This is a genomic window from Bartonella sp. AU18XJBT (genome assembly GCF_028618595.1).
Taxonomy (GTDB): domain Bacteria; phylum Pseudomonadota; class Alphaproteobacteria; order Rhizobiales; family Rhizobiaceae; genus Bartonella.
The window spans coordinates 1-24,273 of sequence record NZ_JAQITE010000026.1 but is presented as its reverse complement, the minus strand read 5'-3'; the positions used below and the strand labels follow the sequence as shown (position 1 = coordinate 24,273).

At 40.1% G+C, this 24,273-nt stretch carries 16 protein-coding genes and 3 pseudogenes; 16 read left to right on the top strand and 3 right to left on the bottom strand.

Annotated elements, in window-relative coordinates; translation table 11 throughout:
• A partial coding sequence (locus PVV60_RS07430; protein ID WP_273724047.1) for a helix-turn-helix transcriptional regulator occupies nt 1–209 on the bottom strand: 209 nt, incomplete at its 3' end.
• Nucleotides 210–1,567: 1,358 nt separating this feature from the next.
• Between PVV60_RS07430 and PVV60_RS07425 the strand changes: the two genes are divergently transcribed.
• The 4 genes and pseudogenes from PVV60_RS07425 (at nt 1,568) to PVV60_RS07410 (ending at nt 5,176) form a co-directional block, all read left to right on the top strand.
• Nucleotides 1,568–1,819 carry an AbrB/MazE/SpoVT family DNA-binding domain-containing protein gene (locus PVV60_RS07425; protein ID WP_273724044.1) on the top strand — a complete coding sequence of 84 codons (252 nt, stop codon included), beginning with the start codon at nt 1,568–1,570 and terminating at the stop codon, nt 1,817–1,819.
• Nucleotides 1,816–2,212, top strand: a pseudogene (locus PVV60_RS07420) (type II toxin-antitoxin system VapC family toxin). Before PVV60_RS07425 ends, PVV60_RS07420 begins: the two are co-directional and overlap by 4 nt.
• A 523-nt stretch (nt 2,213–2,735) precedes the next feature.
• Nucleotides 2,736–3,970 (top strand): annotated as a pseudogene (locus tag PVV60_RS07415) (MFS transporter).
• A 1,053-nt stretch (nt 3,971–5,023) separates the two neighbouring features.
• The gene (locus tag PVV60_RS07410) at nt 5,024–5,176 is read left to right on the top strand and encodes a hypothetical protein (RefSeq protein ID WP_273724043.1); all 153 of its coding nucleotides are present in this window, start codon (nt 5,024–5,026) and stop codon (nt 5,174–5,176) included.
• Nucleotides 5,177–5,807: 631 nt separating this feature from the next.
• Here PVV60_RS07410 and PVV60_RS07405 read toward each other — a convergent pair.
• The gene (locus PVV60_RS07405; RefSeq protein ID WP_273724046.1) at nt 5,808–6,179 is read right to left on the bottom strand and encodes a helix-turn-helix transcriptional regulator; all 372 of its coding nucleotides are present in this window, start codon (nt 6,177–6,179) and stop codon (nt 5,808–5,810) included.
• A 1,308-nt stretch (nt 6,180–7,487) separates the two neighbouring features.
• The gene (locus PVV60_RS07400) at nt 7,488–7,856 is read right to left on the bottom strand and encodes a helix-turn-helix transcriptional regulator (protein WP_273724042.1); all 369 of its coding nucleotides are present in this window, start codon (nt 7,854–7,856) and stop codon (nt 7,488–7,490) included.
• Between the two features lie 850 nt (nt 7,857–8,706).
• On the opposite strand from PVV60_RS07400, the gene PVV60_RS07395 reads away from it, so the two are divergent.
• The 12 genes and pseudogenes from PVV60_RS07395 to PVV60_RS10860 form a co-directional block, all read left to right on the top strand.
• Nucleotides 8,707–9,048, top strand: a complete 342-nt coding sequence (locus PVV60_RS07395; RefSeq protein ID WP_273724045.1) for a hypothetical protein — start codon at nt 8,707–8,709, stop codon at nt 9,046–9,048.
• 723 nt (nt 9,049–9,771) lie between these two features.
• Nucleotides 9,772–11,133 carry a PBSX family phage terminase large subunit gene (locus PVV60_RS07390; RefSeq protein ID WP_273724041.1) on the top strand — a complete coding sequence of 454 codons (1,362 nt, stop codon included), beginning with the start codon at nt 9,772–9,774 and terminating at the stop codon, nt 11,131–11,133.
• On the top strand, nt 11,118–12,977 hold the full coding sequence (locus PVV60_RS07385) for a portal protein (RefSeq protein WP_404977301.1): 1,860 nt from the start codon (nt 11,118–11,120) through the stop codon (nt 12,975–12,977). The genes PVV60_RS07390 and PVV60_RS07385 overlap by 16 nt, the downstream gene beginning before the upstream one ends.
• Before the next feature lie 166 nt (nt 12,978–13,143).
• On the top strand, nt 13,144–13,323 hold the full coding sequence (locus PVV60_RS07380) for a hypothetical protein (RefSeq protein WP_273724039.1): 180 nt from the start codon (nt 13,144–13,146) through the stop codon (nt 13,321–13,323).
• An 86-nt stretch (nt 13,324–13,409) separates the two neighbouring features.
• On the top strand, nt 13,410–14,183 hold the full coding sequence (locus PVV60_RS07375) for a hypothetical protein (protein ID WP_273724038.1): 774 nt from the start codon (nt 13,410–13,412) through the stop codon (nt 14,181–14,183).
• A gap of 554 nt (nt 14,184–14,737) precedes the next feature.
• The gene (locus PVV60_RS07370) at nt 14,738–15,856 is read left to right on the top strand and encodes a N4-gp56 family major capsid protein (protein WP_273724037.1); all 1,119 of its coding nucleotides are present in this window, start codon (nt 14,738–14,740) and stop codon (nt 15,854–15,856) included.
• A 78-nt stretch (nt 15,857–15,934) separates the two neighbouring features.
• The gene (locus PVV60_RS07365) at nt 15,935–16,630 is read left to right on the top strand and encodes a hypothetical protein (protein ID WP_273724036.1); all 696 of its coding nucleotides are present in this window, start codon (nt 15,935–15,937) and stop codon (nt 16,628–16,630) included.
• A 504-nt stretch (nt 16,631–17,134) separates the two neighbouring features.
• On the top strand, nt 17,135–18,598 hold the full coding sequence (locus tag PVV60_RS07360; RefSeq protein ID WP_273724035.1) for a hypothetical protein: 1,464 nt from the start codon (nt 17,135–17,137) through the stop codon (nt 18,596–18,598).
• A 278-nt stretch (nt 18,599–18,876) separates the two neighbouring features.
• Nucleotides 18,877–19,359, top strand: coding sequence for a hypothetical protein (locus PVV60_RS07355; protein ID WP_273724034.1), 483 nt, complete (start codon nt 18,877–18,879; stop codon nt 19,357–19,359).
• On the top strand, nt 19,356–20,495 hold the full coding sequence (locus tag PVV60_RS07350) for a tail fiber domain-containing protein (protein WP_273724033.1): 1,140 nt from the start codon (nt 19,356–19,358) through the stop codon (nt 20,493–20,495). The genes PVV60_RS07355 and PVV60_RS07350 overlap by 4 nt, the downstream gene beginning before the upstream one ends.
• On the top strand, nt 20,492–21,496 hold the full coding sequence (locus PVV60_RS07345) for a phage tail protein (protein WP_273724032.1): 1,005 nt from the start codon (nt 20,492–20,494) through the stop codon (nt 21,494–21,496). Before PVV60_RS07350 ends, PVV60_RS07345 begins: the two co-directional genes overlap by 4 nt.
• A gap of 1,519 nt (nt 21,497–23,015) precedes the next feature.
• A pseudogene (locus PVV60_RS10860) lies at nt 23,016–23,213 on the top strand (hypothetical protein); the annotation flags it as partial.
• Nucleotides 23,214–24,273: the final 1,060 nt, after the last annotated feature.

Here is a 24,273-nt window from a genome sequence, read left to right as displayed (position 1 = left end):
TTGAAGCCTTTTTCGTATTTCTGGATTTGTTGGAAACTGACACCTAAATGGCTTCCTAATTCTTTTTGGGAAAGCCCTATTGCAATGCGTCTGTGACGGATTCTTTTGCCTATCAAAATGTCGATAAAATGTGGATTTTTAGTTGGCACTTCAAGCCCCCCTCCGGTTGCGAGCGCCCTCGCATTGGTATTCCGGGAGGTTGGATTCACTGAACTTAAACAGTCTCTTGTTTTTAGTGCTGATAGCACTTGGACATAACAAAAGCCCCCGGAATTTCCGGGATAGCCATAATTGTTTATGTGTTAAGTTTTAAGGAATCCAACTCCTTATTGACCGTTGCGTGGACGATCAAAACACAGATCAATTCATAAAGTAGTTTCAGGAAATTGGCAAGAAAAATTAAAATAATATCAAAGACTATAAGATTGGGTACTTTTAAAAAAGTGAGAAATATGGATTATAAATCGCGTTTTTTGCTTAATCAGAAATGTCGAAAAATGTGGATTTTTAGTTGGCACTTCAAGCCCCCGCTGGGGGTGTGAACGCCCTCGCATTGGTATTCCGGGAGTTAAAGGTACTGAATCCGAGTCAGCTTTTTGCTTTTAGTGCTGAGAAGCACCTGGACATAGCAAAATCTCCCGGAATCCCCGCAATGCGGGTTTGTTTTTACGCTAAGGTTTAGGACCTTTAATCCCTCTTGATCGGTGCGTAGACGATCAAAATTACACTTTAAGTGATAAAGTAATTTCAGAAGATTAGCAAGAAAAATCAAAAATTTTCTATTCTATTATGCTGTAGAACATTGCTCTTTGAAGGGGAAGTTAAGAGCTAGAATATTTGAAGGGCAGGGCTTGATTTGTTGAGCCTGATGAAGTGCTGTTGTTTGAGGGGGATTTGAAGTTTAAGGGTACTGGACAAAAAGCTTTGTTCGTTTGCAGCCCCTTGTTTACAGAGCAGTGTGGAGTGGTGATGTGGAAGTTTCGTTTGGCTTTGTTCTGTGAATGTGTAAAAGCGTGAAAATGTGAATCTGTAAAAGCAAAACGGGGGATTTGTGGATTTATATATTGTGCGTGTTTTTGGTCACGTTGGACTTTTGGGGGCGTGGAATGTGGTGCGAGGATTGGGGGAAGTGTTTTCGTGAATGGAGGGGGAAGTTTAGAGGAAGAGGGGTGTTCAGTTGTTAAGTGTGTGATGGGAGAGAAAAGGGGAAGGATGCGTAAAATGCACGGCTCTCTCATTTTTTCGATGATATGCGTTTTTTTGCTTTAAAAGCTTTTCGTATTGATCGTACTTGTGTCAGTGGCTAATGGATGATGGAACATGATCATCTTCAATTCAACACATTCTCTTATGCTATAAAGCACCGTTGTTTAAGGCAGAGAGGAGTTCAAGTTCTCGTATTTTTCGGGTATAATCAGGCATATATTCCGGTATGAAAACGAATATATTTTACAATTCCTCACGTTTAGGCTCAGCCCTGTAGCTCTTTGGCAATTTTAAGAAAGTAATTGAATTTTTCATTATTATATATATTCAATAGCGATACCTATATGAAGAGGGTTTTTCTATGTCTTCATTAACTGTTACAGCAAAGGGACAAGTGACGCTGAAGCGGGATTTACTCCAGCACCTTGGTGTTAAACCAGGTGAGCGGATCAACTTTGATAAGTTACCAGGTGGTGAACTTCGTATAAAAGCAGCACAGCCTACAAGCACAATTGAGAGCTTTATCGGACGATTTGCTGGAAAAGTTAAAAAAACACTGATTGTGGAAGAAATGAACGAAATTGCTGCTTCTGGTTGGGCGGGGGAAAAATGAAGATTTCTGTAGATACAAATGTTCTAGCCCGCGCTGTTTTACAAGATGATAAAAGCAAGGGAAAATAGCAAGTAAGATCTTAAGAGAAGCTTCTCTCATCGCTACTTCTTTACCTTGTCTATGCGAACTTGTTTGGATACTTTGCTGAGGTGCAAGACTATCAAAAGAAGATGCAGCTGGAATGTTACGCGATCTGCTAGCAACTGGTAATGTCGTCATGAATCGACTTGCTGTTAAAGCAGGACTTGCTATTCTTGAGGCTGGTGGAGATTTTGCTGATGGAATTATATCTTATAAGGGCATTGGCTAGGTGGTGAAACCTTTGTTTCATTTGATAAATTAGCAATAGACCTGTTAATCCAAAATGGGCAGTCAGCAAGATTCCTTTCCTAACACGTAAGTTAAGATCGTGATGTTGTCATTAGTATAGCAATGAGCGGGGTATAGGAATGAGCGGGGTATAGGAATGAGCGATCTCGCTTTTTTAACCTTATAGCATTTTTCTCTTAAATGACCTATATTTTTTGAAGTTTTTAATTGATTTTTTTCTGTTTAAGTTTTTTAAATTTAGTTAAGTCATGCTTTTTTGACATTGTGTTGGTATTCAATGTTTAAATAGCCTCTGTTTTCAAGCATTCTGTGTTATCTGAGGATTTCTTTGTTAAACGACAGTTATTTGTTTGTCCGCGATACTAGATAATATCTCAAGATTTTTTTGTTAAGACATTGTTCTATGATAAATTTATCCAATCATGCCCTAAAACATTGCTCTTTTGGGTGATATTAGGTATGGGATACTTTATTAGGCGGGGGTATTTTGCACACTGATTGGGCGGTCCTTTGAAGTTCATATCACTAATTATATTAAAAGGCGTGTAACTTTAACTGTAGAAAAGTTTAATATCAGGTGGGTGATATGAATTTATTTTTAAAAAAGAGTCCATTAGCTCTTTTTTGCTCTCTCTTTATTTCTAAAGTTGGTGATTATGCTTATGAAGTTGTTTTTGTTTTACTGGTCTTAGAATTAACTGATAACACCTTTTTTATAGGTCTTGTGTATTTTTTTCGATTTATCCCTTTTCTCTTTTTTGGCCCTATAGGAGGTTGGTTAGCGGATAATTTTTCTTTGAAGAAAAATATGATCTTAAGTGAATTGGTGAGATTATTCGCCTCATTCTTCGTTTTGATAACCACTATAACAGGGACTGCGCATATTATTGTGCTTATTTTCGCGGCAATAGGTACAACGATCGGAAGAAGTATTTTTCAACCAAGTTTTCAAGCTGCTATTCCTAGGATGTTTTCAGCAAAGGATCTTACAAAGGCAAATAGCGTTGCTCAAATTATAATTGAAACTGCATCTGTTATTGGTCCTTTGGTATGTTCCCTACTGCTTTTTTTAGCAAATAAATCGGCAGTACTCATTTTTGATTTTTTTACCTATTTTATATCTATTATAGTGTTATTTAATCTCATGAATTTAAATTCAAATGAGAATAAATCATTCAATTTTTAAATATTTATCGAGAAACGGCTTCCTATCTTAAATATATTTCTACTGAAAATAAACATTTATTTATTACGCTGGTTGGATCGTCGTTTGCTATTCTCTTTACGGGGGCTATTTTAAGATTTTTAATTCCAGCTTTTGTGCTTTCTGTGGGTGGAGAGGAAAGCCTTGTGAGTTATATTTTTTCTCTCATGGCTGTTGGAACTATTGTCGGTGGTTTGTTATATCATAAAATTATATTCAAGGTTACATCTTTGAAGCTTATGGTATTTTGGCTTCTTTATGGGGTTATTCTGTTTGTTATGCCCTTAGCTGCAGAAATTTATTTAAAACTAATTTTAGGGCTAGCATTTGTTTTAGGATTTATTGGTGCCTTTGTGGATATTAGTTTAGTCTCAGCCATTCAATTATACTCTCGTTGTGAAGATTTTGGTAAGAGTTTTGGAACCTTTTCAACTTTAGCGAACTCTGCGGAAGCAATGTCTGGCTTTATTGCTGGACTTTTGGCATTCGTGGGATTGTTAAGCTCCTTTTTAGCGATGTCTGCCTTCATTATTTCTACTGGAATGATTGGCGTTGTAAAAATTAAGAAAAATAAAGAGTTAACACCTCTTAACACGACAGTCGATGACAACCATTGATATATCTAATATTTCTATGCCGTTTCTTTTTTATAAGACGGTTCGTTAATTATCCTGTTCATGATGTAAAAATACCGCTCTTTGAGGGGGGAGTGAAGAGCTAGAATATTTGAGGGCAGGGCTTGATTTGTTGAGCCTGATGAAGTGCTGTTGTTTGAGGAGGGGTGTCTGAAGACTGTAAGGCTACTAGGCAAAAATCTGGGTTTGTTTACAGAGCGGTGCGGGGTGGTGATCTTTCGTTTGGCTTTGTTCTGTAATGACGTAAAAGCGTAAAAATGGTGATCTGTAAAAGTGATGCGGGGGATTTGTGCTTTGTGTATTGTGCGTGTTTTTTGTCATGGTATAATGATAAATCCATTGAGCACCCCTATCTTTATGCTTCATAAAAGATCAAGCGGTACTATCATTATATTTGCTAACTCGTGGGTGTTGGCTACAGCCCTTGGCACTTGAGATGGTTCATAAGAGCCATTTTTATTCCTTCTTTAATCGTTTTTTATCCATACGGGCTCTCCCCCGCTTTTGAGGTGCAAGCGAATGATTTTGATTGATTCAACATGGAAGAGATTTGAAATGAGAGAATCTTACGATGTTTTGAACTCTCAATCAGTATCAATAACACTAAATTATTTCTTATAAATAAATATATTGTCATGGCGTCGAGGGGTGAGAAGGGTTGGGGGGAAGTGTTTTCGTGAATGGGGCGGAGAAAGTTGGGATGAAGAGGGGTGTTTAAGCGCGTTGACTGGAGAATAGTGTGTGGGGGGAATATTTGAGGGCAGGGCTTATCTGTCTTGTCTGATGAAACAGCATTCTTTGAGGTGTCGTGATAACCATATGAAATAATCAGCAGGAAAATCTGATAGACGAGAAATCAGATTGTTGCAGACCCGTGTTTATAGAGCGGTGCGGGGTGGTGAACCTTTCGTTTGGCTTTGTTCTGTAAAGATGTAAAAGCGTAAAAATGGTGATCTGTAAAAGTGATGCGGGGGATTTGTGCTTTGTGTATTGTGCGTGTTTTTTGTCACGTTGGGCTTTTGTCTGGTATGGAATGTGGTCAGAGTAACTGGGGGAAGTGTTTTTGTGAAGGGAGGGAAGAGTTGGGATGTGAAGAGTGTGAAAATTGAAGGGGAAATGAAGAGTGCTGTTCGTGTGTTGGCTGGAGAGGAGAGTGTTGGAATAGCTGTGAACAGATTGCAGGGGTGATGTGTAAAGAGGTGTGAAGAGAGAAAAAATGTGGTTAGCTTTTATATTCTATGCGGAACTTAACAATTATAGTTGCGTCTGTATTTATATGGGGGATATCCGTGAAATGGGTGTGAGAAGCATTGAGAGATGTTTTTTTTAATAAGTGGGTGAATAAGAAATACAATAGTAATCCTATTTAGGGGTGATCTTATTAGGGACACTCCTATTTTAGCTCTTGTTGTTTTGGATATGGTGTTTTCTATGAGGGGTATTTTACTGGAATGGCGTTTTGCAAGAGAGGTGTTTTGAGGGTTGTGGCTTCCTTAAAGAAAAACACAAAAATATCAAAAGAAAAATATAAAACTTGACAAGGTAAATGTAAAAAGGTATCATAATGATACAATCGGAATTGTGTGTTTAAATCAGATGGGATTTCTTGATAAAATTCTGTGAGAGTGGGGGAGTGTCTTCCCAAGATTTTGATGTCTGTCATCTTATTTTTGAAGTTTGTTATTCGATGATGCCGTAAACCGGTGCCGTGGAGCATTTTTGGGGAGATGTGGGGGTATCAGGTGGGCAAGGCTTTAGGCAGAGGGGGATAGTCGCGAGGGATGTCGATAGGTGCGCTTTTGTTTAATCAGAAATTTGTCTAATCTGAAATTAACCACAAGACTGCTTTTTGTTTTTTCGGCTGGAGCTCTCTAAAGTTTTTTAACAGGGCATATTCTTTTTCGCTATAGGTGTCTTGATCATGGTGAGAGGCATTTTCTTTTGTTGAGAGATTTTCTTTTGTAGTAATATCGGCATAAAAAAAGGTAATAGGAACTGCTAGTTTTTTAGCAATTTCTAGCAAACACCCTGCACTGACACGATTGAAGCCTTTTTCGTATTTCTGGATTTGTTGGAAACTAACACCTAAATGGCTTCCTAATTCCTTTTGGGAAAGCCCCATTGAAATGCGTCTATGACGAATTTTTTTACCTATCGAAATGTCGTTAAAATGTGAATTCTTAATTTGCACTTCAAGCTCCCCTCCGGTTGCGAGCGCCCTCGCATTGGTATTCCGGGAGGTTGAAAGCACTGAACTCAAATCAGCTTTTTGCTTTTAGTGCTCATGGCACTTGGACATAGCAAAAACTCCCGGAACTCCGGGACACCCACAAAGTGGGGTAAATTAACGTTTGAGTTTTCGGGCTTCAACTCCCTATTGATCGTTGCGTGGACGATCAAGGCACCTTTTGAGTGATAAAGTAATTTCAAGGGATTGGCAAGAACAATTAAAATAATATCAAAGACTATAAGATTGGGTACTTTTTAAAAAAGTGCAAAATATGGATTATAAATCTCGTTTTTTGCTTAATCAGAAATGTCAATAAAATGTGGATTTTTAGTTGGCACTTCAAGCCCCCCTCCGGTTGCGAGCGCCCTCGCATGAGTATTCCGGGAGTTTGAAAGCACTGAGCTCAGTCAGCCTTTTGCTTTTAGTGTTGAAAACACCTGGACACAGCAAAATCTCCCGGAATTCCGGGATACCCGCAAAGCGGGATAAATTTATGTACTGAGCGTTCGGGCTTTCAAATCCCTATTTGACCGTTGCGTGGACGACCAAACTTACAGAGCTCATTCATAAGGTAATTTCAAGGGATTGGCAAGAAAATTAAAATGTTTGCTAGTTTGTTATACTGTCAAAATAGGGATGTTTTGAGGGGTGGTAACCTGATGTTAGTAGGGGAATTTACTGGGTGAGAGGTTGGATTATAGTTTAAAACCGGTGCGGGGTGGAAGCTTTATCCAGCAGAGGCAAATTTGCTTTTTGAAGTCGAATTGTAGATCAGAGCTTATCTGGCGTGTTTGATAAAACACTATTCTTTGAAGTGTTGTGATAGCTATATAAAATAATCAGCAGGGGAATCTGATAGACGAGAAATCAGATTGTTGCAAGACCAGTGTTTACAGAGCGGTGCGGGGTGGTGAACCTTTCGTTTGGCTTTGTTCTGTAAAGATGTAAAAGCGTAAAAACGTTGATCTGTAAAAGTAAAGCGGAGGCTTTGGGCTTTGTGTATGATTTTATCATGGCATGGAATGTGTTCAGAGAACTAGGAGAGATGCATTTGTGAGTGGAGCAGGGAAAAGCTGGGATGAAGAGGGGTGTTAAGTGCGTTGACTGGAGAAAAGTGTGTGAAGGAATATTTTAGGGTAGGGCTTATCTGTCTTGTCTGATGAAACTGCATTCTTTGAAGTGTTGTGATCTGAAGCTTATATTTTAAGGGTGTTGGATATATTGGCGAGGGATGTCGATAGGTGCGCTTTTGTTTAATCAGAAATTTGTCTAATCTGAAATTAACCACAAGATTGCTTTCTGCTTTTTCGCTTTGAGCTCTCTAAAGTTTTTTAAAAGGGCATGTTCTTTTTCGCTGTATGTGTCTTGATCGTGGTGTAAGGCATGTTCCTTTGTGGAAATATCTGCTGTTAAAAGGTCCGCATAAAAAAAGTTCATAGGAACCTCTAGTTTTTTAGCAATTTCGAGCAAACACCCTGCGCTTACACGATTTAAACCTTTTTCGTATTTCTGGATTTGTTGGAAACTGACACCTAAATGGCTTCCTAATTCCTTTTGAGAAAGTCCCATTGAAATTCTTCTATGACGGATTTTTTTACCTATTGAAATGTCGTTGAAATGTGAATTCTTAATTTGCACTTCAAGCTCCCCTCCGGTTGCGAGCGCCCTCGCATTGGTATTCCGGGAGTAGTAAAGTACTGAGCTCTAGTCAGCATTTTTGCTTTTAGTGCTTATCACACCTGGACATAGCAAAATCTCCCGGAATCCCGGGACACCCACAAAGTGGGTTCATTCTTACGCTAGAGCTTAGGGCTTTACTATCCCTTATTGATCGCTGCGTAGACGACCAAAATATCCTTTGAGTGATAAAGTAATTTCAAGGGATTGGCAAGAAAAATTAACGGATTTGGAAAATGAGAGCATTCTTTGTATCTTAAAAATTATCTCATTATCTTCTTATACTGTCAAAATAGGATTGCTTGGGGGCAGTAATCTGATGTTAGTAGGCGAATTTATTGGGTAAGAGGTTGGATTATAGTTTAAAACCGGTGGGGGGGGGAAGCTTTATCCAGCAGAGGAAAATTTGCTTTTTGAAGTCGAATTGTAGACCAGAGCTTATCTGGCGTGTTTGATAAAACACCATTCTTTGAGGTGTCGTGATAGCTATATAAAATAATCAGCAGGGGAATCTGATGGACGAGAAATCAGATTGTTAACAGACCCGTGTTTACAAAGTGGAGCGGGGTAATGGTTTGGAAATTTCGTTTGGCTGCGTTCTGTAATGATGTAAAAGCGTAAAAACGTTGATCTGTAAAAATGGAAATCCGTGAAAATGGAGCAGAGAATTTGTGCTTTGTGGGTGTTTTTTATCTTTTTTGGTGTGTCCCATTTTTTAATTGCTGGTTGCTTTTGAGGTTTTATTCCTGATTTTTATGTCATTTTTTGTGTTTGAGGTTTTGGTTTCTCTTTAGTTGGAAGGATCATGATGATGGTAGATGAACATTGTCTTCCCTTACGTCGAAGAGGGCGGAAAAAAGGGGCTTTAAATAAAACAACAAAGCGATTTAATGAAGCTCTTCTGACAGCGGCGGAGCAGGCTGGTTATCACTATGGTGAAGATGGGTTGGTGTCTTATCTTCAGTATCATGCTCTGAATAATCCCGTACCGTTTTTTTCGCTGCTGGCAAAAGTGTTGCCTCTTCAGGGGTCTGGAGAAGGGCAGGTTAAAACAGTTTCGCGTATCGAGATTGTACCAGTGAATGCAAAAAATAGTGAACCGGAAAAGCATGATCCTTCGGCAACGGAGGTTTGTGATATTGAAAAATGTTAGGCTGAGGTGGATGATGCGGGGTGACATCTTGGAAGGGGGCTGCTTTGGTGATTGCCTGTCTTGAGGGGATTGAAGCAGAGGCTGTCGTGCTTGTAGGTGCTCGTGATACTTGGAAGTGGTTTGGGTGAATGAGGCGTAAGGGCTTGTGCTGGAGGGGATTTGGTGCAGGGGATTTGTGTGGTGGATAGGGGACAGTGTTTTGATGAGTGAAGGGCGTGAAACTTGAGAGAAGTATTATGCTTGCGGGATGCATGTGTTTTGGTGGGGGTATCTTGGGAGATAGACAAGTGTGTGGATTGGTGAGGCTTGAGAGGCATGATGTTTGAGGATGTTGGGTTTTGGATATGCCTGAGAGCCATGTGCTGAGGCTATGATTTGGGGGGATGCCGTGCTTGTGGTTGGGGGATGACAGGCGCGGTGTTTGTGGGGCGGTGATGGGGGGGAATAGGGAACCTTGTGATTTAAGGACCCTTGGGGGTGCATATCGTGTATATGCGGGGTCCAAAGTGATCAAAGGGGTTGAAGGGGGGCTTCATGCAAAAAAGTGAAATTCATTGCGTATTAGGATGAAGAGAAGGTAAAGCGCTGCTTTTGAGAAGGGCGTTTTTCGTTCAATTGTTCTTTTCCTTTAATTGTTCTTTTCGTTCAATGGTTCTGGAAGAATTAAACTTGGGATAAGCAAAAGGGTGAAGCGCAATTATTGCTAAAGTATGAAAATTTATAATGAAAATTGTTCAGAAAATTTCTCAAAAAATTGAGCAGAAAACGGCTCAAGTGGCTCTTATTCCAAAGCTTATTCCTGTTTTTACTGGAAAAGCAGATGTGCGAGCTGCTTGGGGAGGGCGGGGTTCTGGGAAAACACGTTCTTTTGCTTTGATGTCAGCTGTTGTGGGTTATCGCCATGGAATGGCTGGAGAACGCGGGATTATTCTTTGTGCAAGGCAATTTCAAAATTCTCTCAATGAAAGTTCTTTGGAAGAAATTAAACGCGCTATCGAATCTTATCCTTTTTTACAAGACTATTATGAAATCGGCGATAAATATATTAAGTCAAAAGATGGACGGATTGTCTATGTGTTTGCTGGGCTTGATCGAAATATCGCAAGTATTAAATCAATGGGGCGCGTTTTCCTTTGTTGGGTCGATGAAGCGGAGCCGGTGACAGAAACTGCTTGGCAAACACTTATTCCAACTTTGCGCGAAGAAGGAAAAGATTGGAATGCAGAATTGTGGGTCACATGGAATCCGTGCCATGAAAATGCACCTGTGGAAAAACGTTTCCGAAATGTCGATAATCCTCATATCAAAGGGGCAGAAATTAATTGGCGCGATAATCCGCAATTTCCTGAAAAACTCAATCGTGATCGAATGGACGATTTGCAGCAAAGACCAGAGCAGTATAACCATATTTGGGAAGGCGAATATCTCCAAGCTGTCCAAGGCGCTTATTATCAGAAATGTCTTCTCGAAGCTGAAATGGAAGGGCGGATTACCACCGTTCCACGTGATCCTTTGATGCAGGTGAGAATCTTTTGGGATATCGGGGGAACAGGAGCAAAGGCTGATGCTACCGCATTGTGGGTTGCACAATTTATTGGACGGGAAATCCGAGTGCTCGATTATTATGAAGCCCAAGGACAGCCTCTCTCAGAGCATGTGGGCTGGGTCTTTCAAAGGGGATATGAAAAGGCTCTCATGGTTTTGCCCCATGATGGCGCAACAAAAGATCGTGTTTATAATGTGAGTTTTGAAAGTGCACTTCAACAAGCCGGTTTTCAAACTAAAGTGATTCCTAATCAAGGAACAGGCGCTGTGAAAATGCGTATCGAAGCCGTAAGGCGGTTGTTTCCTGCACTATGGTTTAATCGTGAAACGACATGTGCAGGCAGAAAAGCACTCGCTTGGTATCATGAAAGGCGCGACGAACAGCGGAATATCGGACTAGGGGCTGAACATGATTGGGCTAGCCATGGGGCCGATGCCTTTGGACTGATGTGTGTGGCTTATGAACAACCAAATGCTAGAGCGCGAAAAAAATCTTATCGCTCGTTTCAGCATTCTCAAACGTCATGGATGGCTTTTTAATGAATATTTCTACAGATTCTACTTTTTCTTCTTTTGATCAAATTGAAACGCTTGAAAATCAAGCACTCTTTAAAAAACTCGTGGGGTGGTATCAGGATGATATTGCTCATGTCGAAAAATGGCGAAAAAATGCCCAAGAAGATTTCGATTTTTATAATGGACGGCAATGGAATGAGCAAGACTTGGCCGTCTTGCACGAACAAAACAGACCGGTCATGACTTTTAACCGTATTGCGCCTTTAATTAATGCCGTGATTGGGGCTGAGCGCAATAATAAAAGACAAGTTCAATTTATTCCACGACAAGAAGGAGCAGCCTTTGCAAACCAGATTCTGACAGGGGCGGCTGAGTGGTTTCGTGATGAAGCCGATGGGGAATACGAAGATTCCGATGCCTTTCAAGATGCAATTATTTGCGGAATGGGGTGGACAGATACACGCCTTGATTATGAAGAAGATCCACAGGGAAAACCAATCATTGCACGTTTAGACCCGATGAAAATGGTGTGGGATGCGAGTGCTGTCAAGCCTAATCTTATTGATGCACAACGTTTATGGTATATTGATGAAAAACCTCTTGCTGTGGCTGAAGAAATGTTTCCCAATGTTCATTGGAGTGATCTTAATGCTGATTGGGTTAAACATCAGAGTTTTTTACATTCAACCAGCAATGGGATGACGCAAAGTTATCAGACTGAGAGGGGGTATCAAGGAGAAGAGGGGGGAACCTATCAACGTCCTAAAATGGTGACATTGGCAGAATGTCGCTGGTTTGAACGCGAGGTGGTTTATAAAGTTCTCGAGCCTCAAAGTGGAAAATTTATCGATTATTCAGAGCAAGATTTCCAAAATTTAAGCAAAACCTTTCCTCATGTTCAAGCAACAAGGTTGAATAGAAAAATTGTTAAACGGGCATTTTTGGGCAGAAAGCTGCTTGATGCGCCTGATAAGCCTTTGGTTCCACACAATCAATTGGGATGGGAATGTATTACCGGTACTTTTGATAAGTTAAGCCGGCACTTTTACGGACTTGTGCGCCCTACAAAAGATCCCCAACGGTGGGCAAACAAATATTTTAGTCAAGTGATGCATTTGCTCAATAGCCAATCAAAAGGCGGAATTATGGCAGAGCGTGATGCTTTTGATGATGATCGACAAGCCGTCGAGAGTTGGGCTAGAGCCGATAGTATTACTTGGTTGAAAAGTGGGGCGGTGTCTGGGGGAAGAATCCAGCCTAAACCCATGGCACAATTTCCGCAAGGTTTTTTCCAATTGTTTAATGAAGCAAAGAGCGCTCTTGAACAGGTGACGGGGTTGTCTTCTGAATTTATTGGGACAAGAGCGGTTAATCAGCCCGGTGTTCTTGAACAACAACGGCGACAATCGTCACTTAATCTTTTGGCTTCCTTTTTTGATGGGTTGCGTCGATATCGGCAACGACAGGGAAAAATTATTCTCTATCTTATTCAAAATTATCTGTCCGATGGGCGGCTGGTTCGTATTGCTGGTGATGAAAATGCTCAGTATGTTCCACTGACACGCGAAATGGTGACAAGTTTGGAATATGATATTGTCGTGGATGATGCGCCAACAAGTCTTAATGAAAAAGAGCGTACTTTTGCTCTGATCATGCAATTGCTTCCTTTGATGCAAAATTTTGCAACACCTGAGATTATGCTTGATCTCTTACGCTATTCGCCTTTACCAGCCTCACTTATTCATAAAATTGCGATAAAGGCGCAAAATTCTCTTCAAGAAGAGCAAAATGCCTCAGCGCAGACGGGGGGTAATGTGGGAACAGAGCAGATAATGCAGATGTTGCAGACAGTAAAGGCTCAACAATAGGATTCTTTATGATGTGCTCTCTTGGATGAATTTCATCTATCAGAAGTTGCTTATCTACATAATTTCCATAGTTACCCATGTTGCTTATGTTGTGCAATTCGTCTCTCTTTGGTTCAGAAGAGCTGTTTTGTTGGACAGTCCGTTTTGGGGCAGAAGCAGAGAAGAGATGGCGTTTTGCCGTCATGTGAGAGGGTGCATGGTGGGGAATGATGGGAGCAGAAAGAGCTTGTCGATTTCCATAGTTCACTTTTGTAGGGCTGTGTTGTTGGGGGAGAAGCAGGTGAGAAGATGGTGTTTTGGTGTCATGGCAGGGGAGCATGGTGTCGATATGCTGGAGCCCAAGTGAAGGAAGGGCATTGGGGATCAATGCGCACAAACTGTTTTATCTGAAAAATTTAATTTTATTGTTTAAAAAAAGAAAAGGCTAACGTCATGGATCAAGAACATTTAACGCCGGCAGAACAAAACCATTTGAAACAGGATTATCTACTCTCAACACAAGAGGGGGAAGACGGTGAAATTGGAAGAGAAGAAAAAGCTCTTGAAGATAATTTCCAAGGGCAAATGCATCAAAAACAGGACTCTTCGCAAAAGGTTGGAAAAGAAGTTCAAGGAAAAGAGGTTGGGCCGCCAGATCCGCAAAAAGACTTTATGGGCTATATGCAATGGTTGGGAAAAACACTCCAAAAACAAGGACTCGTTAATGAAAAACAACAACCTTCTCTGGATAGCGAAGCAGAACAGTTGTATGCGTTTTTTCAGCAGTCTGTTGCAAGTGTTAAACAAAAACATCATGATTTTGATCAAGCGGCTGATTTTATTTATGAAACGCGGGCTAAACAGTTGGCAGCTTGCGCTTCGCTCTATCCTGAGATGGCAGATCCCAAAAATATTGATGCGTTGATTGGTGATGAGTTGAAACAGATCTTGCGCGATTGTGCGCAAAAAAATCAAAATCCGGCTGAAGTGATTTACTCTATTGCACAAAAAATTGGTTACACAAATGTTCCCAATAACATGGATGAAAATTTACAGGAAAGACACAATTCTGCACGTACACTTGCTGCTTATAACGGCTTGACACCAAATGGACCGATTTCTTTGGAGATGCTTGATAAAATGTCAGAAGCAGAGTTTAGCGCTTGGGTTTCTGATCCTAAAAATAAAGCTGCTTTTAATCGCTTAATGGGGGGAAAAGAATTTTAAAAACAAGAATGCGGGAACGTTAAGAGGCTTTTGGCGCATGGCGTGCGGGGGCGTGCTTTTTGTGGGAACGTTAAGAGGCTTTTAGCACATGGCGTGCGGGGGCGTGCTTTTGCGGGAACGTGGAGAGGCTTTTGGCGCATGGCGTGTGGGGACGTGTTCTTTGTGGGAACGTTAAGAGGCTTTTAGCACATGGCGTGCGGGGGCGTGCTTTTGCGGGAACGTGGAGAGGCTTTTGGCGCATGGCGTGTGGGGACGTGTTCTTTGTGGGAACGTTAAGAGGCTTTTGGCACATGGCGTGCGGGGGCGTGTTTTTGTAGGAACGTTAAGAGGCTTTTGGCACATGGCGTGCGGGGGCGTGTTTTTTGCGGGAACGTTAAGAGGCTTTTAGCGCATACGGATGTGGTGAGGAGAGCTCTTATAAGGGGGAGGCAGACGCTAACAGAAATTAGGTAAAACTCACGAACAAACTATTCACCATTTGAAATGAAATGTGGTGTTTTAACAACCGGCGCTTTGCCGGGTTTTTTATGTCAATAAAACTTTTAGAGGACAAAATGACTGTAACTTATATCGGACTTAATGACCCAATGGCAGTGCGCACATGGTCTAAATTACTAAACCAAGAAGTCTCAAAAGCACTTCCGATTGCACCGTTGATTGGAAATGATTCAAACAGTATCGTGCAATTAAAAGATGAAACCACGAAAGCAAGTGGGGATGCTATTAGCTTTAATTTGCGTGTGCAGTTGCTAGGCGATGGGGTGAGTGAAGGCCAGACATTGGAAGGCAATGAAGAAGCTTTACAGTTTCTCAATGATCGCTTGGCAATTAATGAACTCGTTCATGCTGTGCGTGTCAAAAATGAGGGAACGATTGATCAACAACGAATTCTCCATGATTTGCGCACCGAGGCAAAAAATGGCTTGGTTGATTGGTATGCAGATCGTTTGAGTATGATGTTCTTCATTCAAGTGTGTGGATATACTGCAAAAGCTATTAACTTTGAGGGACGTACGATTAATCTTAAACCTGTCCATTATGGGTTTAATGCGCCAACGGCACCAACCGATAAACGCATTTTGCGCCCTAATGGAAAAACAAAAGATGAAGATTTAAAAGAAAATGATACTTTTGATCTTGATCTGGTTGATAAAGCTGTTGAACGGGCTAAATTGGCAAACCCAAAAATTAGACCCGTGCGGATTGATGGGGAAAATGTCTATGTGCTTTACCTTCATCCAACCCAAGTGACGCAATTGCGAACCAACACAGATGCGGGGCAATGGCTCGATATTACCAAGGCAATCTATAGTGGAAGTCGTATCAAAAATCCGCTCTATGATGGATCTTTAGGCATGTATAATGGTGTGGTTTTGCGCGAAGCTGAACATATTACCGAAGGAGTCGAGTCTGGGACGACAAATAAAGCTGTACCAAATGTGCGTCGTGCTGTTCTTCTTGGTGCGCAGAGTGCTGTGATTGCTTTTGGTAAAGATCGAGGAGCAACACGCTATAAATTGGTGGAAGAACTCTTCGACTATGAAAGAGAATTCGGGGTTGCGGCAAAAACCATTATTGGTATGAAAAAAACTTGCTTTACCTTGCCAGGAAGTACGCAAGGGGCTCAGGATTTTGGCACTATCGTTATTCCAACTTATGGAGCACCCGCTTAAAGCGAAAGCTAACTTCCCCCAACAAGAGGGATCTGTTGGGGGAAAATTTAAAATGCTTCCAGAAACAAGGACAGGCTTATGATCACTTTATCCACTGATCCCAAAAATCTAAACCTTACACAGTCAGACCATTCTAAAACTTTTGCTTATATGGTCGCCCTTATTCAAGATGAAATTGATGATACAACAGCGGAATATTCCCTGCAAATTCAAGATTCAATTTTTACGGCTTTGCGTTTGTGTGAACGCGAACCCTTTTTCTTTAATGAAAAAAGAGAAAGGGCGTTTAAAACGCAAAGTGGTAAAACATGGTATGGGCAAGAAGAGGGGGTTTTTATTGAATCAGAAAAGAGTTTGGAGGGTGTCTTTTTAGCAACAAAGAATGCAATGCCAACAAAGTTGTTCTTTAAGCCCTTGGAAGTGTTGCATCAACAATATGGTATGCATCCTGCGCTAGGAACGCCATTCTTTTATACGTGCCTTGATCAAAAAATAGGTCTCTTTCCAACACCAGAACATGTGGAAACTGTACAGCTTTCTTATGCTCCTGTTCATTTTGCTGATGAACAGCTAAAAGAGGATGATAATCCTTGGTTGATTTATGCTTTTGATCTTATTAAAGCACGGGCAAAATATGAACTTTATAAAAATATTCTTAAAGATCCTGAATATGCTGCCGTTTCTTTCAGAGATTTTCAAGAACAGCTTCAAGCTTTGCGTATTGAAACATCGCGCCGAAAAGGTTCTTCAAAGATTCGTCCAATGCGTTTTTAAAAGGCTTTTTTCCCAAATCGTTTATGGCTGCTTTGTTCCTTATGGTTGGATGAGCAGTGGGTAATGATGATGAAGAGCTGGTGGATGGTGTTGGGTACGTTATTTATTATGGTATCTTTTTTTTCGATGTGTTGATCAACTTAAGGTTGTGTGTTTTGGTTGAATTTTATGCCTTTAGAGTTTTAAAGGCTTTTGTGGTTTTTTATCAATAAGCTTTGGTGTTTTGAATGGTACGAGGCTTTTCCAAGATTTTATGGAGAGTTTTAAGGCTCTTTTCTCAGTTATTTGGGGCGCGCGCGGGCAGTTGAATTTGGCTTTGGTGGATGGCGTTGGGGGCGCGATTATTTGTGGTATCTTTTTTTTTCGATGTATTGATCAGCTTAAGGTTGTGTATTTTGTTGAATTTTATGCCTTTAGAGTTTTAAAGGCTTTTGTGGTTTTTTATCAATAAGCCTTGGTGTTTTGAATGGCACTGGGCTCTTCAAGAGTTTTATGGGGGTCTTGATGGCTTTTTTCCCAATCGCTGATTATCGACCCGATGTGGCGGATATCAATGGAATTTTTACCGATGAACTTGTTAATGTGCTACCGGCTGATGGCTCCTATATCCCTATGCCAAGTTTTGAACCTTTATCAGAGCCTTGTCCGGAGCCAATTTTAGGCGCTCTTGCGGTTAAAACAAAAAATGGGGTTTCCATTATTGTTGGGACAAGAGAAAAAATCTTCTTGCTTGATAATACAACAATGAACTGGAAAGATATTAGCCAAAAAGGAAAATCTTATCTGGCTAATGTTGATGCTCCGTGGTCTTTTGCTTTGTTTGGTGATTTTATCATTGCGGTGAATGCTAATGATAAACCACAAGTGATTGATATTAATCATGATAAAACATTTAGAAATTTAGGAGGAAATCCACCACAGGCAGGGATTGTTCGAATCTGGGGAGATTTCGTTTGTTTGATGAAATTAACCGAGTATCCAAGACGGGTTCATTGGTCTGGATTAAATGATGCTGAATTTTGGACTGTTGGGAAAAAAAGTTGTGATTATCAAGATTTTCCTGATGGCGGATTCGTCCAAGGGGCAACCGAGACAACAAATCCAATTATCTTTATGCGTTCTGCAATCTATGCCGGTTCTTTTATTCCCGGCTCTAAGATTATTTTTAGTTTCCAAAAAATCCACGATAAACGAGGCGCCAAAAATGCTGAATCGATTGTTTGTCGGGGCGATTTAGCATTCTTTGCCGATGAGGGTGGGTTTTATCAAATAACAAATGAGGGACAGATTATACCCATTGGGTTCGAAAAAGTCGATCGGACGATGACCGCAAAATCAAGGCAGGATAATCTGTATACCATGTCTGCGGCTATCGATGGGGTGTATAATCGTGTTTATTGGATGGTTGATTCTGATGAGAACCTTCATAAACGCATCTTGCTCATTTATGATTGGGGATTGCAAAAATGGACAAAAGCTCTCGTGGATATCAAAATGATATTGCCTATTTTCTTAGCCGGAACAACCCTAGAAGGTCTTGATTTTGTGACAGAGAATATTGATGATTTGTCCTTTTCTCTCGATAGTAAAGTTTGGAAAAATGAATCGCCTATTCTGGGGGCATTTGATCAACAGGGCAGACTGGGTTCGTTTTCTGGTTCTCCTATGGCTTGTGTGGTGACATCACAAGAAATGGGGCAGACAAATGGCATGATAACACGGGTGAAAAATATTATGCCTCAAGTCAATAGTGGAAAGTTTTATTTGTCTGTGGGAATGCGCTTTCGACAGTCTCTTGAAGAGGAAACTGTTTGGTTACCAGAAAAACAGCCCTCTTATAATACTGGACAAATTCATTGTCGTGCAAGGGCACGGTTTTATCGCTTTAAATTGCGCATTCCTGAAGGGGTGAATTGGACGCATGTCGCCGGATTTGATGTGGAATTAACGCGGGCCGGTATGCGATAGGCATGCCCTTTTGTAATACCATGTGATAGACCAAAGCCTCTATTATTAAAGAATAAATGTTCCATAGGCCCAAGCCTCTATAAACAAAGGAACAAGGTGGTGCGTTATGTTTCATGCTTTTCTGCGATAAAGGAAAGATAGGCTGTCCCATGGTTTATTTTTATAAAGAAGAAAGTTTCCTCTTTGTTGTGACAAAGGGATGATGGGGCTTTTTTCTTTTATTGTGCGGGGGGCATGGAATGTGTGGAATGCGTAGGGGGGATGTTATTTAAGGGGAGATGAGTGATAAAGCTAAAAGAGCCAAAATCATGATGCAAGAGAGTCAAGATTTGTATTCTGCTCATTTAACAGATCAATGGCCGTGGGAAAAAATAGCGCCCTATCAAGAGGCTCTTAATGCTGCGTTTCAAAAATATGCTCAGCGCTTTCCAGATGATGTTTGTCTGGAAAAAGTTGCTGAAGAAATCGCTACAGGACAAGCACAATTGTGGCTAGTCTTAAAAAATAAAATCCAATTTAGTGCTTTTGCAATAACCAAAGTTGAAAGTGCCCATACGGGGAAAAAATGCGTCGTTCTTTCTGATCTTGCTGGAGAGGGAGGGCTGAAATTGGTCAAGTTGATTGATGAAGTCGAAAAATGGGCGCGAACAATTAATGCTGAAGAAATGCACATGTTTGGAAGAACTGGATGGGCGAAAAGGCTCGCTCATCACGGATATTCTCGTAATCTTATTCAATATAGAAAGGTTCTCAAGTCATGAGTAGAAAAACCACACCTCAAGTTCAGACAACAACACAAACAAATGCTCCACCTGCTTGGGCGGCTGATATTTTTAAGCAAGCCAGTGCTGATGCACTTGGACTTTATAATAAAGGAATTGGCGGAAACGTTTATCAGGGAGAGAGAGTCGCTGGTCTTAGCAATATGACAAAAAATGCGCTGACCGGTTTACAGCAAGCAGCAGGACTTTATAACAATCCAACGGTAACGCAATGGTTGAATGCACCAACCAACAGCGCTACAAATCTTTCCGATATGGCTAAGGGAAGCTGGATTGGAAGCAATAGTAAATTTAATACTGCATTGCAAAATGCTCTGAATAAAACTTCCGATGCAATTAATCAATCGATGTCTGGGGCAGGACGTTATGGCTCTGGGGCTCATACCGGTGTGCTGGCTGATGAGCTAGGCGCCTTGGCAACAAATGCTGCAGCACAGCAATATAATCAAGATATTAACAATATGATGAATGCAAACCAGATGATTGATCGCTCTCAGAATGATCAGGTTAATGCGGCAAATAGCTATTATCAAGGGCAGAGTAACGTGCAAAGCAATGCTTTGAAAGGGGGCATGATTCAAGATTTAAACCGTCAAAATATCTTAGATGCTGAACGCCAAAAATGGTCAGAAAAAGATAATCAAGATTGGAACCGATTGCAAAGCTTGTTACAGGTCGGGACTCAGGCTGCTGGAAATTACGGAACGACTTCCGGAAAATCCACAACAATGCCTTCTGTGACAAAAGATCCATTGCGTGATGCGCAGCAAGTACTTGGATTGGTCGGCGGAATTTTAGGGCTTTGTGATGTGAGAGCAAAAGAAAATATTATCCTTGTGGGGCAGAAAAAGGGATATCCACTTTATACCTTTAATTATAAAGGAAATCCACAACGTTATCAGGGTGTTATGGCGCAAGACGTGTTGCGTGTGAAGCCGGAAGCTGTTTATGTCAATGCAAAAACAAAATTATTGCATGTTGATTATGACAAAATAGGACTGAAAATGGAGAAAATGAAAGAGGAGAAAATACCGGCAGCTAAAAATAAAATTGCGGCTTTCTTTTCTTCATTTTTTGCTCGTTTTCCCTTTTTGAAAAAAGAGTATCTTCTATGAGTTCGATTTATGATTGGTCAATTATCGCATCAGAAAATGCTTATGCCGACGAGCGTATAAACTGGGCAGAAGGGCAACCGCCAAGCACAGTCAACGATAGTGCCCGCGCTATGATGCAACGCATCAAAGAATATTTATTGGATAATGGGGGTGGGATTGAAACACAGTTTACTGTCGATGTGAAAAACAAGAGGACATCACTTCGGTTGGCGACAAAGTCTTTTTTTGAGACTTATATGGATGGCATTGTTGTGCGCTTTAAAGCACAAGGCGTCAACAGAGGAATAACAAATGTTTCTTTAAATCAATTGCCGCCAAGACCAACTTATATGGCAACGCCAGAGGGTATCATGCCTTTAAAAGGGGGGGAAATTCAAAAGGGGGGGCTTTATGAGATCGTCTATACGCGTGATATTGCCGGAAAAAATGCTGATGGCTGGTTTTTAACCAATCCTACTATAAAACTTCCTGAAATTCCGCCCTTTCCTCCTTTACCTGAAACGTTTTCTTCTGGATTTATCGGGACTTTTGCTACAGAAAAAATACCCTCTGGATGGTTACTCTGTGATGGTAAAGAATATTCGCGAAGGAACTATGCAAATCTCTTTGCTGTTTTGGGGGAAACGTGGGGAAAAGGAGACGGGCAAACAACATTCAATGTTCCCGATTTGCGTGGAATGTTTTTACGGGGGCTCGATAGTGGAAAAGAAATTGATAAAGGACGTCTCTTGGGAAGCCGACAAGAAGAGTCTTTTAAATCTCATACCCACGAAGGAAAAACAGATTCGACAGGAAAACACCAACATAGTTTTCCAACGTTTAACAGCTATATTATGACCTACGGTTGGGGTAGCTATCAAAAGTATGTATCTGTAATTCTCAAAGAAAAATTGTTGACAGATCCTGTGGGAGAGCATGAACATAAGGTCTTGTTGCAAAAAACAGGGGGTGATGAAACACGCCCCGTCAATATGGCGGTGGTTTATGCTGTTAAAGCCTGAGAATGAAAGCTTTGAGAGAGAGAAAGATAAAAATGGTTGCAAAATGTCTGTTATGAGAAAAAGTCTTATAGAATATATTGTGCAGAAAGTTTTGAAGCGCTTTAGAAAAAACTGAACTCTCTTTATTCTTTTATTTTTTGTGCTGCCTTTGTTGGATGTCTGAAGGTAAGTTTGCCTATTGTTCTTTAGGGGATCAAGACAGTGATATCGAAGATAGGGGTAAAAGCGAACAAAAATCGTTCTTTATTCATAGTTTTTTGCTGATGAATCAATATTTTATCCAAAATGCTTCTCTCTTGTGGTATTGTGATACGTTTTTTTAGCGCTGGGTTTAAAGCACTGGTGTGCGATGACAAAAAGCCCATGGGTAAAATTTATCCTATTATGCCGTAAAACACTGTCATTAAAACACTATTCTTGAAGCTGGGATATAAGGAAAAATAAGACATACAATACTTGATCCATTTAAGTATTGAAGAGACATATATTCAGCGGAAGTCTTGCTTGGTTAAACCTTATGCCAATGAATCATATAAGTGAGCAGCAGACGGAATTCTTTCAGAGTAGTTGAATTGTTTACAAACCGATGTGGGGCTAAAATCTTCGTCTTTTGAGGTGGCGGGAAGAGATCAACGATATGTCTATTTAAAGCGAGAAAAGGCAAAATGGTTCTCTCCTTCTTTTTGGAGTGTATGTAAAAAGCATTTATTCTTTCAAAATGGGCGCTCTGTTGGCTAGAGCAGATTAGTGATGCGTTTAACACATGGTGAGTAATTGAACTCTCTTAGATGGCATTTTTTACTTGTCAGGAAACTTCTTGAAACAGAATGAGAGTGATACGAGAAAATCTGTAAGACAATGGTTTATCCCGTTGTGTCGTAAAATACCATTGTTTGAGGTGCGGTTAAAACTTTATGCGTGGGGTGCCTTTCGTCTGTGCGTATTCTTAAAATAGCGTTTTTTGTAGAATAACTCTCGACAGGGATGCCTTTGAAAGGATGCATTTGAAGGGGGAATCTGAGTCAAATCCGTTAGATAAGAAGCCAGATTATTGACAGACTGTTGTTTATCGAGTGGCATTATTTAAAGACCGGTAGGGGTGGTTTTGTCATTTTGGAGAAAGCCAACAAAGCATTACAAGGTGATCATGCATTTTTCTTTGGTTCCAGCTGGTAAAATCATCATTTTAGGTGGAAAACAGAATATAATCTAAAAAAATACCTTGTAAAAATTTTCGATGAGGAAATTTTTTTCAAAAGCCTTTCACATGATTGTCTGAGGTTCTGAGGTTCTGAGGTTCTGAGGTTCTGAGGTTCTGAGGTTCTGAGGTTCTGAGGTTCTGAGGTTCTGAGGTTCTGAGGTTCTGAGGTTCTGAGGTTCTGAGGTTCTGAGGTTCTGAGGTTCTGAGGTTCTGAGGTTCTGAGGTTCTGAGGTTCTCTTGAGACATGCAAGAACCATACAACGGAAAAAGATATGCAAATGCTTAATACGCGTTTAGCTTATCAAAAAGGGGGATATAATGGCACTTTTTCCATTTTCTATTGCTGATATCGATGATCCTGAATGTATTCGTGTGGTTCTTTATGCTAGCGGAAGAATGGGACATGCTCCTTTAAACGCATTGTTGAAGAAAGCATATGAAGATATTACAAAAATTTCAAAGCGTATGGACGCTTTAGAAAAAAAATTAAATGCTCTAGAGCCTACCAATGTCGAACAGAAAAAAAATACGAAAGAAGAGGATCAAGGCAGTATTAATAGTGTTGTGAGTGGTGGAATAACGACATCAAGCAGTATTGTGAGCGGATCAGACATTAAAATAGAAGCATTGTCCGCTGGAGACCTATTTTTTTCTGCAATGAACAAGACGCCTAAATGAAGCGACATACTATCATAAAAAACACAATAAAGTCAATATGTTGTTTGCAATTATTTTATATGAATCCACATTTTTATGCATGTTTCATTTGACCATTTTTTAGATAAGATTGCCATGTATGAATAGAGCATAAAAAGCAAATCATGATGTAAAGATTATAACGCATGTGTGTATTCAAATGAAATGAAAAGCTGTTATCATTCATAACAGTTTATAAATTTTATGATACGTTTTTATCACTCAAAAATCGCATTGAAGTTAGTAATATAGACTTTTTTAATTTCGCTAAATTTTTAGCGAAACTATTATAAGCTTATAAGTTTAATTTATAAAAGTGCATAAAAAGATTTAAAGACAAAATCATATTTAAAACGCTTTCTAAAAATTTAGAAAACGATAGGCAGGCATTATACAGATCCTATCATCACAACAGATATGAAATTCAAAACGTTATATCTTATGAAATCAAAAGCCTTTTTAATGAATAAAAGCAAGCTATCAAAAAACGTTTAAAAGTTACATTTAAAGCACAGAGCCCAAATATGGGCTGAGTGAATTTAGTCACCCCAAATTTGGGGGCACCTATTGAAACAAAGATAAGCAAATAAACTTCAAAACCATTGTAACATCATAAGGCATGGGGTTTCTCACTTTTTATTAAAAGAAACAATGTTTAAAGAATGCTCTATTCTAAAGTAACGTCTCCAAAATTGGGGTGGTTAAGATTGCCAACTCAAAATTGAGCCGGCTAATTTTTAAAGAAATTAGGTTTTAAAGAAAAGTACAAATACGCTTATGAGAAGCTTTCTAAATGCACGTTTAAACGTTTGAAACTGATGCTTTATAAGCTTATTATTCTTTCATTTGCTTAAGAACGTTTCATTTACGAAAAAACAAA